Here is a 15,349-nt window from a genome sequence, read left to right on the forward strand (position 1 = left end):
GCCGCAACGTAGTCGAGCGGAACTTCAACACCTTCAAGCAATGGCGCGGCCTGGCCACCCGATACGACAAACTCGCACTCACCTACCGCGGCGGAGCCGTCCTCCGGGCGGTCACCATCTGGCTCGCCGCTTTAGGAGACACGCTCTAGGTCCAGGGCGCCGGTCCGCTTCAGGAACGTACATGCTTGACGAAGGACGCGTACCACTCTGGCCCATTCCTGAGAGTGCCGTCTCCGGTACGCACGCCCAGAAGAATCATGGCGTGTTGACTCTTGTCCGATAAGAGCCTAAAACTCCGATTGACTGGTCGAGGGGTGAAGACACCGGTTGCCGGGACAACGGATTAGGTACGTGCGCGAGAGCGAACTCCAGTACGAAATACGCTAGCTCGAATGCCAGGTTTTGGATCGAGTGTTCACGGACAGACCTCACAGGGAGGGACACAGTCAGGCTCGAATTCGGATTTCCGCTGACCATGAAGGCTCCAGGGCAGGAGGATCCTTTCCTCCGGGTATTGGGCAATTCTAAGTCGCAAGATTCAGTGGAACTCGTAATCCGCCTCCGGTGCTTATTGGGACTGTTCCGCTAGCTCGGCCTCGTTGCCGCGGTTGGGAGAGTTCGCGCCACGTTTCGCCACGGTTGAAGTCGTCCCACACGCTGAGCAACTCGTGGACATCGCCACCGCTGAGTGCCTGCCATGGGTCTCCTTCCGGTACGGTCGCTGTCGCCGGCCTTGGTACTTGTCCCCGGACTGACAGCACGACGTTCAGCTGCCATCCAGACGGTCTAACAGATGCAAAAGACTTCAATTGCGGACACGTGGGAGAGCCTGATGTGCCCCTTCGCCAAAGGCACTCGACGTATCAGTATCTTGTCACTAGAACTTTTCCCCATCAGGAGCAACGGATGCCCAGCGGGACACAGGACAGTAAACGCGGCATGCTCCTTTGGATAGACGGTACCGGCGGATCGCCTCAGTGACGACCTTAGCCCAAGACCGAGGCGGCCTTATGTACCAGCTGTTCGCCCGGGCCCTGGGTACCAACAACCTGCCTGACTGCTCGAACATGTGGCCGATGAATACCTGCAGATCAAGGTGGGCGGGGACCTGGCCCTGTTCCAGGCCCTTGGCCACCTGCTCCTGGCTGAGGAGGAACGGAACCCGGGTTCTGTCGTCAACCTTCCTTCATCGACGCCCAGACCGACGGGTTCAATGCCTACCGCCTCGAAAGATCTGTCCAACGTGGTGCGAAAGTCCTGACAGCTAGTCCAGCCATCCCTCCCTTGCGGGGGTAAGTGCAAAGGGGGGTATGTGGTGACCTATACCAACGAGAGGCTCGATGCGGAGCCGAGAGAGTCTCAGGAATGATATTCGCCATCCTTCGGCCGTCCGGACGTACTCTTCTTCATAGTGTCCGTATCCCCTGATCCCCCACATACCTGGTACGTGAAAGCCCTGCTCTTCGCGCGAGTCGGGCTCCCACGTCAGCTGGTCAAACATGCTCCAAATGCCGCGAATCGAGTTATCGGATCTGGGCTCAAGTTGAGGCATGAATCCTTGGTGAATGGATACCACACCCGACATGTAGGACGACACGGCCTCAACGAACGTGTCCGGGTCAGCTGGCGAGAAGCTGAAACCCAAAATCCTGGCGTCCGAGGAGAAAAGCGTCCTTAGGTCCGGCCAACGCTTGAGGTCTATATAGCGAAAATAGCGAGCCTTTAGTCGGCGTACTTCTTCATAGTCGTCAGAAGAAATGGTGGTCCATCGCGTCGCTGCCATGAAACGACTCTATCGAGAGCGAAGACCATCTGTTTCGGCGATCTGTACAGACAAAATCGGATGTGTGGACGAACTGTACGGTGTCTCGCGTTTATGACCTCCTTACGATCATGGGACAGCCTGATTCTCCCAAGCAGCATTCAACGTTCAGGCAGTCACAGTCTGGGCCACGCTAAAAGAAGGGGCAATTATGCAGCTCCAGATAAACCGTTCAAACCGCTTGACCATCATTGCAAATACCGGGCATCACGCCCCTTCCAGCGGTTGGTGGCGGCCTGAGAACGACCCCTTGCCAATCCGTTACCTGCAGCAGGGAGAAATCATGCCGGCGCTCCGGGGCTCAAGACGGTATGGACGCTCCTTCGGGAGTTGGCCCCATTCCTAAAAGATGCCTCCCGGAACACATACTCCTAGCGCGATAACGCACTTCCCTCTTTGGACTACCCGATTTGAGATAAGAAAAGATCATGAAAAGCAGGGCTCTTGTACAGAGCAAGAAGACCTCCCGGCGCCGCGGATCAACCGAAGAAGCCCTCGGTACTTCCTCTTTGGTTGGCGGTGCGCAGCAGTCCGGGCGTGCAAGCTCCCCCGGGAAGCAAGAGCACTCCGATCGGCGGAGTGAAACGTCACACCGCGCTGCCGCACAGAGCAGCCAGTGCCGCTAGCAGAGCCTCCTCGGTTCTTCCGAAGCCTCACTTTGTGCCGGTGCTCCCGCCTCTGGCAAAAGAACCTTGGGGCCCGCCAACTCTGCTCTGTCGCCGTCGTCATCTACAGCGCTGACTGTGATGGTGCGGCGCTCGTGCGGTCCCCACAGGACATGGGTTCCCTGGCGAGTCCCATCATCGGGTCTGGGCTTAGTTAGGTACGACGACTGCTGGACCTAAGCTAGGCGACCGCTGCTGGGGGGCCATCATGTGGCCTGCCTGCAGGGCAGCCCTTCATGTCCGTCGTGTCTGGAGGATGAGGACATATTTCTAGAATTGCACCGACCAGCGTCTCGACGATGAGGACATAGGGGTCACGGTGGGCGAGCTGGGCACCAGATGTATTACCGGTGCGCGTGACCCCATGGGAACGCCATATTGGCACACTGGTCGGTGCTGAACGCGAGGAGACGATAGTGATCATCACCACCGCGGAAGGCGTCTCCTCATACGCCCCGCTGCCAAAGTATGGCGGCAGAAGGACCGCGGCAATGATAACTCGAAGGAATCATTCCACCGCGTTTCCGTACACCAGTGCGGGAGCGATCTTCCATGCCGGGATGGCGATGGGCTTGCGACTCCAAGGTCGCGGCCGCTCGAGACAGCACCGCGCCGCGTTCGTGGATCGGGGTGCGGTTCCAGGCCCAGGCCCGCTGTGAGGCGCGCGCCGCCAGGACGGCTGTGTCCAGATCCTCAAGGACGGCAACGCCGCCTTCGGCAACTATCTCCTCGGGGCGGCTGGGATTGGCAGAGGTAAGGTGTCCGCCGTTGCCTGTACCCAGTTTCCGTCGATGAGGAGCCTGAGCTGCACCGTCCCCGGCCGAACGGGTGCGGTGCCTGACGTGTCGGGTGCATCAACGGCGGCACTCACCGAAAGGCTCCGATACCTGTCAGCTTCTGGCCAAGGATGAGGGTGTGGACCTCGTCAGTGCCTTCGTACGTACGTACGGATTCAAGGTTGTTGGCGTGGCGAAGTGGCGAGTGTTCGAGGGTTATTCCGTTTCCACCCAGGATCGTGCGTGCTTCACGACAGATTTCGATAGCTTCCCGGCAGTTGTTGAGCTTGCCCACGCTGATCTGATGGTTCTGCAGTTTGCCGGCGTCTTTTAGCCGTCCCAGGTGCAGAGCGAGAAGGAAGCCCTTGTTGATCTCCAGCGCCATGTTCACGAGTTTCTGCTGGGTTAACTGGTAACCGGCCAAGGGCCGTTCGAACTGGAGCCGATTCTTGGAGTAGTCCAAGGCATCTTCGAACGCGTCGCGGGCGGCACCCATGGCGCCCCAGGCAATGCCGTAACGTGCTTCATTGAGGCAGGTAAATGGGCCGCGGAGGCCAATGACATTGGGCAGGACTGCGTCGGCAGGCAGGCGTACGTCATCCAGGGTGATTTCACATTGGACGGAAGCGCGCATTGACAGCTTTGGCTGAATTGGGGTGGCAGTAAAGCCAGGAGTCTGGGTTGGTACGACGAATCCGCGTACGCCAGTCTCTGTCTGGGCCCATATAACTGCCACTTGGGCTATGTTGGCGAGTCCGATCCACCGCTTGGCGCCGGTCAACATCCAGTCCTCACCGTCGCGGCGGGCAAAAGTGGCCATGGCAGAGGGGTCTGAACCGGCAGTGGGTTCCGTAAGGCCAAAGCATCCGATGGCGGTGCCGGCAGCCATTTGGGGAAGCCATTCCTCTTTCTGTTCTTCAGAACCGTGCTTCGAGATTGCTGACATGGCCAGAGAACCCTGGACGGAAACGAACGTGCGGATGCCTGAATCTCCGGCTTCGAGTTCGGCTGCGGCCAACCCGTAGTCCACTGCGCTTCCCCCGGCGCAGCCGTAGCCTTTCAAGTGCATTCCGAGTAGGCCGAGTTTGGCGAGATCAGGCACGATTTCCAGCGGGAATCGGGCCTCTTCATACCAAGCGGCGATGTTCGGTTTGATTTCCTCCCGAACATAATTCCGGACCCGGTCGCGCAAGGCGATTTCCTCGGCCGTGAGCAGGGTATCGAAGGAAATCAGGTCCGAGGGCTCGAGTGCGGTAGTGGCCTCGACGTCGGCGGAGCTAGGGGCGAGAGTCATGATGTGGTCCCTCCTGGGCATAAAACGACTTCTGAATGGGCGGCACTTTGGGGTGAAGAGATGAACGTCTTAGTCTCGGGCTGCCGCAGCCAGTCCAGCACGTCTGCGGTGTGCTCACCGAGCGCTGGTGGGGCCTGTGTTCGGGGCGGCAGTGCCGGCGTCCAGGTGATCGGATGGCGGATCTGACGGCCGGTAACGTTCCCGCGGGCGTCATGGACGTGAATGGTTGGCTCCAGGCCCAAGGATTCAGCGTATGCGATGCCTTCATCTATGCCGGCCACCCGGCCGGCTGGTACTCCCACAGAAACCAGCCGGTCCTGCCATTCCTTCGCTCCAGCACCTGCGAGCCCGGCTTCCAGCAGTTTGACAAGTTCCCGCCGATGTTCGACGCGCACAGCGTTGGTGACAAACCGGGGATCAGCGGCAAGCTCCGGATAGCCGATAGCGCGGCAGAGCTTGGCGAATTGTGAGTCGTTTCCCACGGCAACGGCCAGTGGGTCATCCCCTGTGGCAAGAAGTTGATAAGGGACGATGGAAGGGTGGTCATTGCCCAGCCGCGAAGGAGTAACACCGGCGCCGAGGTACGCCTGACCCTGGTTGGCAAGGGCGCCCTGGAGGCTCGATAGCAGATTGACCTCGATCCGCCTACCCCGGCCTGTGGAACTACGCTCGGAAAGAGCCGCGAGGATGCCGATCGTGGCATCTTTGGCTGTCAGTACATCAACCAGGGCGACGCCTACTTTATAGGAGCCGCCCTGGGGGTCACCGGTAATACTCATCAGTCCGCCGACTGCCTGGACGATGAAGTCGTATCCGGGCAGATCAAGGCCGCCTTCCGAGCCGAAACCCGAAATTGATGCATACACCAGGCCTGGGTTCTCCTCAGCCAGTGACTCATATCCGAGGCCCAGCTTGGCGAGCCCTCCTGGCTTGAAGTTCTCCACCAGGACGTCGGCGCGGCGTGCCAGTTCCCGGGCAAGCTCCAGGTCCCCGGGGTTGGTTAGGTCGAGGGTGACGGATTCCTTATTCCGGTTGACGCTTTCGAAGTACGTCGCACCTGTCTCTGAGGAAGGTGGCGCCCACTGCCGGGTGTCATCCCCGGTTCCGGGGCGCTCAACCTTGATGACCCGGGCACCGAGATCGGCCAGGGTCATGGTCGCGAGCGGACCGGCGAGCACGCGGGAGAAATCGGCGACGACGATCCCCTCCAGTGGTGCGCCGGAGCCCGCTCCCGACCTCATGGCTGACTCCGCCGCGTCCACCTTCCCCGGAAAATCATGACAATACCGACCGAATGGATGCCTCCAGCACCGCAAGGCCCTCGTCAAGGACGTCCGTTTCGATCCCTAACGGAGGCAGCAGCCGGATGATGTTTCCGTTGGTCCCGCACGTAAGAGTCAGGACACCATGAGCGTTGGCTGCCTTCGCGGCCGCGACAGCAAGGTCTCCACGGGGCCCTGAGTCATCGCGGAACTCGATCGCCATCATTGCACCCCTACCGCGAACGTCTGCGACGCCGTCAAGTTCTACAAGTGGCTCCAGGCGGCGCCTGACTGCGGTTTCGATGGCAGCCGCGTTCTTCAGAAGCTTGCCGTCTTCGAGGAGTTCGAAGACAGCCAGAGCCGCCTCGCACGCTACGGGGTTGCCGGCGTAGGTCCCGCCGAGGCCGCCGGTATGGACAGCGTTCATCAGTTCGGCGCGGCCGGTAGCAGCCGAAAGCGGCAATCCGCCGCCAAGAGCTTTCGCGGACAGTGTGATGTCGCCGGCAATACCTTCGTGCTCGGAAGCGAACAGCGTGCCGGTGCGGCCCATTCCGGCCTGGATCTCATCGATCACCAGTACGATGCCGTGGCGGGTCGCGATTTCACGAATACCTTCCAGGAACCCGGGGGCCTGGACAATAAAGCCGCCCTCGCCCTGAATCGGTTCGATAACCATAGCGGCGAAGGTTTCCGCGCCGTGTTCTGCCAGAAGCGCCTCGATTTGTTCCAGTGCCTTCCCCGGTCCGTCAGGAGAGGTGTGGGCGGGCGCCGTCGGTCCGCGGAAGACAGAGCCCGGCAGCGGTCCGAAGTTGAGCCGGTACGGGTTCTCCTTGGCGGTCATCGCCATCGTGAGCTGGGTACGGCCGTGGTATGCCTCGTCGAACACGAGAACATTGGGCCGGCGCGTGGCGGCCCGGGCGACTTTAATGGCGTTTTCCACCGCCTCCGCGCCGGTGGTGAACAGCGCGGTCCGCTTCTCGAAGTCGCCGGGGGTGTGCTCGTTGAGCCACCGGCAGACTTCAACGAAGGACGCGTATTCGGTCACCATGAAGCAGGTGTGGGTGAAGCGCTCAAGCTGGGCGGCGGCGCGCTTGGCCACCTTCGGGTTTGCAGCGCCAACGCTGGTGACGGCAATGCCTGAGGCGAAATCAATAAGATGGTTGCCGTCAACGTCTACGAGCAGCGCGTCCTGCGCGTGGTCAATGAACACGGGCAGGGTGATACCAAAAGCGTCGGTGACGTGCTGGCGGCGTTCGGCCTCCAGTTCGCGGGAACGTGGGCCCGGAAGCTCGGTGAGCAGGCGGCGTGCTGTGGCCTTAACGGCGGCGGGATCTTTTGCCTGGTTTGCGGCGAGTTCTGATGTGACAGTCATAGGTCCTCCTCGTGTGGTGAAATCCACGATAGGGACGGTCCGGCGACGTGTCGTTGGACGATATATCCAAAAATATTCAAGGATCAGTCCCAACGTACAAAGGGCGGTCGCCTATGATTTACCCATGATCACCCTCGCAAGGCTTGTTGAGGCTGCAAAGCGCGACTTGGCGCCCTACTGGCCCATTCCGCTCCCCCGCGTCGAACTGACGGGCGTGCACGTATCCGAGCTGGAGGACCCTACGATGTTCCTCTACGGCGGCGAGCTTCTTCTCACTGTCGGACTGCAGCTCACCGGCTTGGATGGAGACGCGCGCCAAGAGGCGGCCAAAAACTATGTGCAACGTCTGGTGGAAGGCGGCGTGGCCGCTCTGGGTCTCGGCTTGGGCTCAGGACATGCCATGGTCCCGGACGAGCTGCGGGCGGCCTGTGTGGAGGCCGGCCTTCCTCTTCTGACTATTCCCCGCGAGTCCCCGTTCCTGGCCGTGTCGCGCGCATACTGGGAGCTGGTCAGGCAGGGCGGGGAAGCCGAACTCACCGCTCTGCTAGGGCTTCAGGTGGAACTGACGCGCGCCGCCGCGCAGGATGACGCTGAACCGGAGATCGTCCGGGAACTCTCCCGCGCTCTGGGGACATGGGTTGCATACCTCCCTGAAGACGACCGGGCGCCATCCTCGGCCGCCAACGGTGCTGAACTCCCGCCGGGACTGCTGACCGAACTCATGCGGGAATCTACCATGCTGCGGAACGCGCGCCGGGGTGCCACCGGCAATATCCAACTGGCGTCCGGTGTTGCCTCCCTCTACCCGGTATCTGACGGCCCAACAGCCTCTGGCTACCTGGCGTTAGGCAGAAGCGGGCAACTGGCTGCTGCCGAGCGGCACTTGTTCCTCACCGCATCCACGCTCCTGGCGGCCAGAGCAGCCGGACAGCGCAGCGCCGCGGCTGAGCGTAGACGCGCTGAGGGTATGCTCGCAGCGCTGGTTCTGGAAGGACATGACGATGCAGCCCGGTTCCTTGCAAAGCAGATGGGCTCGGACCCGCTACCGGAAACAGCCTTCGTCGCCGTCCTGCCCGACAGCGAACAGCTGGTGGCGCAGCCCGCTCTGTCCGGGCTGGTACTCGAACGTTCCGGTGGTGTATTTGTGCTTCAGGCAGCATCGCGTCCCTATCCTGCGCTGCCCAAGGGTGTTCGGGGTGCATGGGGTGGTCCGATGCCTCTACGGCGCCTTCACGAAATCGGATCGCAGGTGGCCGATGTCGCCGCCTTGGCGCCCGCCGGTCAGCTGATACGCGTTGGCCATGGCCTCGACCTGCCGGCAGATGAATGGGTGGATGAACTGGCCTCCCACACGGGGCAGCTACTTGAAACGGTCCGCTCCTACCTGGCCCACCGTGGACAATTTGAGGCTGCCGGCCGCGAACTGGGAGTGCACCGGAACTCGGTCCGCTATCGAATTGCCCAAGCAAAGGAACTGCTGGGGGTTAACCTGGATGACCCCGATGTAGCCGCCCAACTCTGGCTCGCCCTCAGAGGACGGCCGCAAGAATCGCGTAAAGAATAGGGGGCCAGGACCTTGTCGCCCGGCCTAGCCCTAGCTGACCAGACTCTGCTGAGGGCCGGTCCGAAGCTCCCAAAAGTTTGCACAGCTCCTGCTGCCCTCCCGGATAACAGCAGAAGCTCGAGGGCCGATTATCGCTCCGGTCAAGCCGGGGACACGCGGCCCCTGCTGGCGGGAGTTTGACTGATTGTACAAAGAGTGAGCAATTTATGGAGGTTCAGCACCTCGACTGGCGTTGTTCAGTTGCCTAGTCTCGGGGGACCGCCCGTAGAGCCCCACCGAGAGAGATGTTGATCCCATGAGTCAAGCCCTGTTCGAGCCGATAACGTTGCGCGGCGTGGAAGTTCGCAACCGCATCTGGGTGCCCCCCATGTGCCAGTACGTCGTTGACAAGCGCGACGGTGTACCCACGGATTGGCACTTGCTGCACCTGGGATCGTTTGCGCGCGGCGGAGCCGGAGCGATCATTGTCGAAGCAACCGGTGTCGTCCCGGAAGGACGTATCAGCCCCCACGATCTGGGACTCTGGAATGACCGGCAGCGTGACGCGTTCGGACCCATCACCACGCTCGTGCACTCGCTCGGTGCGAAGATCGGCATCCAGCTCGCTCACGCTGGCCGCAAGGCATCAACTCATCCCCTGTGGGGCACTACCCGGGATGGGTCCATTCCGCTCAACGAGGGAGGCTGGCAGACCGTCGCGCCCTCCGCAATCGCCTACCCGGGCCTGGACGAACCGGTCGCCCTTGACCACGAAGGCATCCGCGGGATCGTCGACGCGTTCGCCGGAGCGGCTCGCCGGGCTGTCGATGCCGGTTTTGACATGATCGAGATACACGCTGCACACGGCTACCTCCTCCACGAATTCCTCTCGCCCCTGAGCAATCAGCGTGATGACCAATACGGAGGATCGCTTGAGAACCGCGCCCGGCTGCTCCTAGAAACCGTTGACGGCATCCGTGCCGCCATCAGCAACGACGTTCCCGTGCTGGTCCGGCTGTCGGCGACCGACTGGACAAACGGTGGCGTAACTATTGAGGAGACCTGCCGGGTCGTCGAGTGGCTAGCCGAGCATGGCGTCGACTTGGCGGACATCTCCACGGGTGCGAACATCCCGGCCGGCATCCCGGTCGGTCCCGGCTACCAGGTCCCCTTCGCCACCGCGGTCAAGAACACCACAGGGCTGCCCACCGCCGCCGTTGGAATGATCGATGATCCTCGGCAAGCCGAGCAGATCATCGCTACCGGACTGGCGGACGTGGTAATGGTCGGCCGAGAGTTCCTCCGCAATGCGAACTTCGCCCTCCACGCAGCAGACGCTCTCCGCGTCGACCTTCCCTACCGTCCACGCCCCTACCTCCGGGCGTACCACTAAATTTTTTCCCGGAAGGAACGACGGGGTATTTGGAGGATTAACCTTGTATCTAGGGTTGACCGACAGAGGTCATGAAAGGGGTTACCGGACCCGAGCGCCCGGACCTCGCTGCTACGCGATCGACTGAACTCGCCCTACCCGCGGATCCAGCACTTCTAGAGACCGGCTCGATCGTCTCCCCTTGCCCTGCCGCTGGATACCTCACCTCCAAAGGAAGTGGCCAAGCGGCGCGGTGCGCCTGCTTCGCTGAGTCCGCATTGATGCTCGGCGCTCCGTCCAATCATACGGTTACTTCTGGTTGCACACTCGAGGCGAGCACTATTTGACGGATTGTACAAAGAGAAGCTCACGAATCTACTTTCCGCATCATGACGGGGACTCTTTGTCTGTCTACTCTCGAGGGACAGCCCGCTGTTGGAGGAACTCCCCACTCGGGACGGGAGGGACGATGAAAGCAGCACGGCAAACCACCAAGGCGCCGCAGCGCAACACGGTCCCTCCCCAAACCCGTCCCCCGCCCAGCTTCACTGCACTACTGAGAGGACAATCGTGACGATCGAAAATATGAAGTCAACCGCGACGCCGGCCACCGGCACCAGGACCATACGCGGGGCTGTACTTGAGGCCATCGGGGAAGAGCGGCCCTACGCAGACACCCGTCCCATTCATGTGGAGAACCTTGAACTCGAAGGCCCTGGCAAGGGCGAAATTCTGGTCCGCATCGAGGCGGCCGGCGTATGCCACTCCGACCTTTCCGTCGTCAACGGAAACCGGCCACGACCAGTACCAATGCTGCTCGGCCACGAGGCAGCCGGCATCATTGAAGAACTAGGCGAGGACGTCAATGACCTCTCCCTGGGTCAGCGCGTCGTTATGACCTTCCTCCCTCGGTGCGGTGAATGCTCCGGATGCAACTCAAACGGCAAAACGCCGTGCGAGCAGGGCAGCGCTTCCAATACTGAGGGAACGCTGCTGGGCGGAAACCGCAGACTCTCCCGCGCGGGTCAGCCTGTCCAACACCACCTCGGAGTCTCTGCCTTCGCCACCTATGCAGTGGTCTCCCGCCGTTCCGTTGTGCCGGTCGGGTCCGACGTCCCGGCGCACATCGCCGCTTTGCTCGGATGTGCCCTTCTCACCGGCGGAGGAGCGATCCTCAACGTCGCCAAGCCGACGCCTTCCTCCCGGGTAGCCATTGTCGGTCTCGGCGGGGTAGGCATGGCGGCACTCATTACGGCCATCGCCACCGGAGTTGAACACGTCGTCGGCGTCGATACCTTGCCGGCCAAACTGGAAGCCGCACGGAACCTTGGTGCCGCGGACGCCATGACCTCTGCTGATGCCCTGGAACGCGGCGAAAAGTTTGACGCCGTCATCGAAGCCGCCGGACACCCGCGCGCTCTGGAAGCTGCTATCGCACTGACTAAGCCCGGCGGCATCACTGTCACCGTGGGACTGCCGGCGCCGGGCCAATCGGTCTCCATCGACCCCCTGACCCTTACAGCAGAGGCCCGGTCGATCGTGGGCAGCTACCTCGGCTCGGCAGTCCCGGAACATGACATCCCGATCTACGAACAGCTGTGGCGATCCGGCCAATTGGCCGTTGAAGGACTTGTCTCAGACACTATCCCGCTCGAAGAAATCAACCGTGCCATGGACACGCTCGACGGCGGCCACGCACTGCGCCAGATCATCACCTTTTCCTGACCAACCACATTCCAGTTCTGAAGAGAGAACACCATGACCTCCACAAATGACGACATCTACAGCGCAATCATCATCGGTGCCGGATTCGGCGGCCTGGGCCAGGGAGCCCAGTTCGCCCAGGAAGGCATCGAGGACTTCCTGATCCTCGAGCGCGGCAACGATGTGGGAGGCGTATGGCGCGAAAACACCTATCCCGGTGCCGCATGCGACACGCAAGCCCTGGTTTACTGCTACAGCTACTTCCTGAACCTCAAGGTAACCCGGATGTTTGCGGGCCAGGAGGAACTCCAGGGCTACCTGCGTTCCATGGTTGAGGAATTCGGGCTCGGCAAGCACATCCACTTCGGCCAGAACATCACCGCGACTCAATGGGACCAGGACCGCCGCCTTTGGACGGTACACACTGCTGATGGCTCGGAGTTCCTGACCCGTTCGGTGGTGGCTGCCTGGGGCCAGCTGAACGAACCGAACATCCCCAACTTCCCCGGCACCGAAACCTTTGAAGGCGTGGCCTTCCACTCATCCAAGTGGCGGCACGACCTTGACCTGACCGGCAAACGCGTCGCTTCCATCGGCTCTGCTGCAACTGCTGTTCAGTACGTGCCCGAGGTTGCCAAGATCGCATCGAACCTGACCGTCTTCCAGCGCTCCGCAAACTACATCCTCCCCCGCGACCAGTACATCTTCACCGAGGAAGAGAGCGCCCGCTTCCAGGAAAACCCGGACACTTTCCGCCAGTTGCGTCAGGAAATCCACGAATTCCGCGAAGCCGGATTCGAACGTACCCGCCGCCACACCGCAGCTTCCGAGGAAGGTGTCGGACTGGCCCGCCAGCACCTCGAGACCCAGGTCTCCGACCCGGAACTGCGGGCCAAACTCACGCCCGACTATGACTTCGGTTGCAAGCGCATCCTGCGGAGCGACGATTTCTACCCCGCACTGACCCGCGAGAACGTAGAACTCGTGACAGAGGCAATCACGGAATTCACTCCCCGTGGCCTGCGCACCGCTGACGGCGTCGAGCACGAATTTGATGTCATTATCTACGCCACCGGGTTCAAGAGCCACGCGTTCATGGGATCCATGCGCGTCTCAGGGCGGGACGGAATCGGCCTCGACGAGCGGTGGGGTAACGCCCCGGAAGCCTACCTTGGCATCACAGTGGACAACTTCCCCAACCTCTTCCTGGTCTACGGCCCCAACACCAATCTCAACCACAACTCGGTCGTTTCAATGCTGGAGGCCCAGCACCGTTACATCGCCCAGGCTGTCCAGTACATCGCGGCCGATGAATCACGCTTCCTGGAAGTAGACCGGGCGGTAGTGGAGAAGTTCAACGCATACGTTCAGGAAGAACTCCAAACGTCTGCTTTCTCCTCCGAATGCTCCTCCTGGTACAAAAACGAGGACGGCCGGGTCATCAACAACTGGTCCGGAACCGTCGAAGAATACCGGGCCCACACCCAGGACCTCCGGCTCGACGACTACCTGCAGCTGGCCGAATCCGGGCCGGGAAAGTGACAAGCATCGACCGGTTCAGCGACAGGCCTGTAGCACCGGACGCTGCAGAGGTTCTGCAGCAATTCCGGGCTGGCGGAGGGCGCCCGTTTCACTCCTACCCTGTGAAGCAGGTGCGCGAACTCTACGAGAGCGGCTGCGCTGCCAACGGACTAAGCGGTGACCCACTGTCGTCGGTCACGGATTTCAACGTGGAGGAATTCCGGGTTCGGGTCTATGACCCCCGCCACACTGGGGGACCCAGCCCCGCCGTCCTGTTTTTCCACGGCGGAGGATGGGTCATGGGGAGCCTCTCAACTCATGATGGGTTGTGCCGTCGATTGGCCTCCCTGACCAACCTGCCCGTCATTGCGGTGGACTACCGGCTTGCCCCGGAGCACCCGTACCCGGCTGCGATTGACGACAGCCGCAGCGCGATGCGTTGGCTGTTTGATGCCGGCAACGAGCACGGCCTGGACGTAACCCAGGTTGTGCTCGTCGGTGACAGCGCGGGAGGGCAATTGGTCGCAGTCCTGGCCAACGAGAACGCCACCACTGCGAATCCTCTACCCATCGTGGGCCAGGTCCTCATGTACCCCATGGTGGACCTAACCATGTCCTCGCCGTCCTACAACCGCGTCACCGGCGGGTTCCCCCTGGTTGCCGACACCATCGCCTGGTTCGCGGACCACTATCTGCCTGACGGTGCAGACCGCTCGGCACCGTATATCAGCCCCGCCATGGCCAAGGTCCCTGCAGGACTGCCGCCAACATACGTGATCACTGTGGACAACGACCCTCTGGTTGATGAAGGCGCAAACTACGCCGCCGCACTAGCCCGGGCAGGCACGGAGGTCCTGTACCAGCACCTTCCCGGATACGCCCACGGGCTGTTCACCTCAGCGGGACGCATTCCCCGCGGAGAAAAAACAGTGGACCAGGTGGCAGCGTTCATCAGGAACCGCACAATCTGACTGAGACGGAGCACGTCCCTTCATCCGATCAATCAAAGGACGGCGATAGCCCGCCACCCAAAGGGCGAGGGCTATCGCCGTCACTCACGTGCTATAGGAATCTCATGGCTACTCCCATCGTCGAGGAGATCCTGCGCCCGTGCCTTTGAGCATGTGACCGAGCGGGCCGAGGACTTCGGGCGGCTACTTCGAGGGAGCTCGGCGGCAACGAACCCTTCATAGTGTTTGAAGACGCAGACCTGGACCAGGCCGTGGAAGGCGCCACGGCGGCGAAAATGCGGAACAGGGGCGAAGCCTGCATCGCCGCCAACCGCTTCCTCGTCCACGAGTCAGCGTCGCCAAGTTCGAGCCATGGGCACGCCCTGGCCATAGGCCCGGCACCGACCCCTCCACCCAAGTGGGCCCGCTGATTGATGCCGGCGGGCCGCGACGACGTCCACGCCCTCCACGCAGGAGCGACTGCAGTTACCGGAGGTTCACCAGTGGCCGGTGCCGGTTACTTCTAGCGGCCGACGGTGCTGGGCAACGTTCCCAACGATGTCCAGCTCCTCCTCCAGAAAATGTTCGGGCCCGTCGCCCCCGTCACCACTTTCTCCTTTGGGGAAGACCCATTCGCTTGGCCACCTCCAGCGAATACGGTCTGGCCTCATACGTCTACAGCCGCGACTTCAGCAGAGTCCTGCGCGTTGCCGAGCAGATCGAGTTCGGCATGGTCGGCGTCAATGCCGGCATCATCTCCAACGGCGCCTACCCTTCGGCGGGTTAAGCAATCAGGACTCCGCCGTGAAGGCGGCTCCTAGGTCATCGCCGAGTACACCTGAAATGGAAGCCCCACGACCGGCGGACGCCCCCACCCTTGCCGGCCTTCCCGCAATGCCGGGGCCAGGAGACGCCCGCCCGCTCCTCGCCCCGGCAAGCACTAGGCGCTGGAACTGGACTGCCTCCCCTTTTCGAGATAGATGCCGTCAGGCGGGGGCCCGCGAAAACAGCAGACCTCGGGGAGGTGACATTCAAAAATCTGAAATCCCATGTTTTACCTGGCAGTAA

At 61.7% G+C, this 15,349-nt stretch carries 11 protein-coding genes and 2 pseudogenes; 8 read left to right on the forward strand and 5 right to left on the reverse strand.

Annotated features, from left to right (window positions below):
- Window positions 1-149: pseudogene (locus AB4Z38_RS18170) on the forward strand (IS5/IS1182 family transposase); the annotation flags it as partial.
- A gap of 920 nt (window positions 150-1,069) precedes the next feature.
- Window positions 1,070-1,261: a hypothetical protein gene (locus tag AB4Z38_RS18175; RefSeq protein WP_441431056.1), complete on the forward strand. Its 192-nt coding sequence runs from the start codon at window positions 1,070-1,072 to the stop codon at window positions 1,259-1,261.
- A gap of 3 nt (window positions 1,262-1,264) precedes the next feature.
- Here the strand turns inward: AB4Z38_RS18175 and AB4Z38_RS18180 are convergent, their stop codons facing one another.
- The 5 genes from AB4Z38_RS18180 to AB4Z38_RS18200 all read right to left on the reverse strand — a co-directional run bounded on the left by AB4Z38_RS18180 (window position 1,265) and on the right by AB4Z38_RS18200 (window position 7,191).
- Window positions 1,265-1,783 (reverse strand): nuclear transport factor 2 family protein, encoded by a 519-nt coding sequence (locus tag AB4Z38_RS18180; protein WP_441430998.1) that lies wholly within the window; start codon window positions 1,781-1,783, stop codon window positions 1,265-1,267.
- Between the two features lie 1,150 nt (window positions 1,784-2,933).
- Window positions 2,934-3,269: an aldehyde dehydrogenase family protein gene (locus AB4Z38_RS18185; protein ID WP_441431052.1), complete on the reverse strand. Its 336-nt coding sequence runs from the start codon at window positions 3,267-3,269 to the stop codon at window positions 2,934-2,936.
- A gap of 85 nt (window positions 3,270-3,354) precedes the next feature.
- Entirely contained in the window at window positions 3,355-4,557 is a 1,203-nt protein-coding gene (locus AB4Z38_RS18190; protein ID WP_441430999.1) for an acyl-CoA dehydrogenase family protein, read from the reverse strand.
- Window positions 4,554-5,798, reverse strand: coding sequence for a CaiB/BaiF CoA transferase family protein (locus AB4Z38_RS18195; RefSeq protein WP_441431000.1), 1,245 nt, complete (start codon window positions 5,796-5,798; stop codon window positions 4,554-4,556). Before AB4Z38_RS18195 ends, AB4Z38_RS18190 begins: the two co-directional genes overlap by 4 nt.
- Before the next feature lie 34 nt (window positions 5,799-5,832).
- Window positions 5,833-7,191, reverse strand: coding sequence for an aminotransferase class III-fold pyridoxal phosphate-dependent enzyme (locus AB4Z38_RS18200; protein ID WP_441431001.1), 1,359 nt, complete (start codon window positions 7,189-7,191; stop codon window positions 5,833-5,835).
- Window positions 7,192-7,315: 124 nt separating this feature from the next.
- Here AB4Z38_RS18200 and AB4Z38_RS18205 point away from each other — a divergent pair, with 124 nt between their 5' ends.
- The 6 genes and pseudogenes from AB4Z38_RS18205 to AB4Z38_RS18230 form a co-directional block, all read left to right on the forward strand.
- A complete protein-coding gene (locus tag AB4Z38_RS18205; protein WP_441431002.1) occupies window positions 7,316-8,755 on the forward strand; it encodes a PucR family transcriptional regulator in 1,440 nt (479 codons plus the stop codon).
- Between the two features lie 295 nt (window positions 8,756-9,050).
- The gene (locus tag AB4Z38_RS18210) at window positions 9,051-10,127 is read left to right on the forward strand and encodes an NADH:flavin oxidoreductase/NADH oxidase (RefSeq protein ID WP_441431003.1); all 1,077 of its coding nucleotides are present in this window, start codon (window positions 9,051-9,053) and stop codon (window positions 10,125-10,127) included.
- A gap of 564 nt (window positions 10,128-10,691) precedes the next feature.
- A complete protein-coding gene (locus tag AB4Z38_RS18215) occupies window positions 10,692-11,831 on the forward strand; it encodes an alcohol dehydrogenase catalytic domain-containing protein (protein WP_441431053.1) in 1,140 nt (379 codons plus the stop codon).
- Window positions 11,832-11,864: 33 nt separating this feature from the next.
- Entirely contained in the window at window positions 11,865-13,352 is a 1,488-nt protein-coding gene (locus tag AB4Z38_RS18220) for a flavin-containing monooxygenase (protein WP_441431004.1), read from the forward strand.
- Entirely contained in the window at window positions 13,349-14,302 is a 954-nt protein-coding gene (locus AB4Z38_RS18225; protein WP_441431005.1) for an alpha/beta hydrolase, read from the forward strand. Before AB4Z38_RS18220 ends, AB4Z38_RS18225 begins: the two co-directional genes overlap by 4 nt.
- A 185-nt stretch (window positions 14,303-14,487) precedes the next feature.
- Window positions 14,488-15,102 (forward strand): annotated as a pseudogene (locus tag AB4Z38_RS18230) (aldehyde dehydrogenase family protein); the annotation flags it as partial.
- Window positions 15,103-15,349 lie beyond the last annotated feature (247 nt).

The sequence above is a fragment of the Arthrobacter sp. 2RAF6 genome (assembly GCF_052115205.1).
Lineage (GTDB): Bacteria > Actinomycetota > Actinomycetes > Actinomycetales > Micrococcaceae > Arthrobacter.

What these genes read in the sequence shown, in the direction of transcription:
- AB4Z38_RS18180 (WP_441430998.1), bottom strand. Translation starts at nt 1,783, where the DNA reads ATGGCAGCGACGCGATGGACCACCATTTCTTCTGACGACTATGAAGAA.
- AB4Z38_RS18190 (WP_441430999.1), bottom strand. Translation starts at nt 4,557, where the DNA reads ATGACTCTCGCCCCTAGCTCCGCCGACGTCGAGGCCACTACCGCACTC.
- AB4Z38_RS18195 (WP_441431000.1), bottom strand. Translation starts at nt 5,798, where the DNA reads ATGAGGTCGGGAGCGGGCTCCGGCGCACCACTGGAGGGGATCGTCGTC.
- AB4Z38_RS18200 (WP_441431001.1), bottom strand. Translation starts at nt 7,191, where the DNA reads ATGACTGTCACATCAGAACTCGCCGCAAACCAGGCAAAAGATCCCGCC.
- AB4Z38_RS18205 (WP_441431002.1), top strand. Translation starts at nt 7,316, where the DNA reads ATGATCACCCTCGCAAGGCTTGTTGAGGCTGCAAAGCGCGACTTGGCG.
- AB4Z38_RS18210 (WP_441431003.1), top strand. Translation starts at nt 9,051, where the DNA reads ATGAGTCAAGCCCTGTTCGAGCCGATAACGTTGCGCGGCGTGGAAGTT.
- AB4Z38_RS18215 (WP_441431053.1), top strand. Translation starts at nt 10,692, where the DNA reads ATGAAGTCAACCGCGACGCCGGCCACCGGCACCAGGACCATACGCGGG.
- AB4Z38_RS18220 (WP_441431004.1), top strand. Translation starts at nt 11,865, where the DNA reads ATGACCTCCACAAATGACGACATCTACAGCGCAATCATCATCGGTGCC.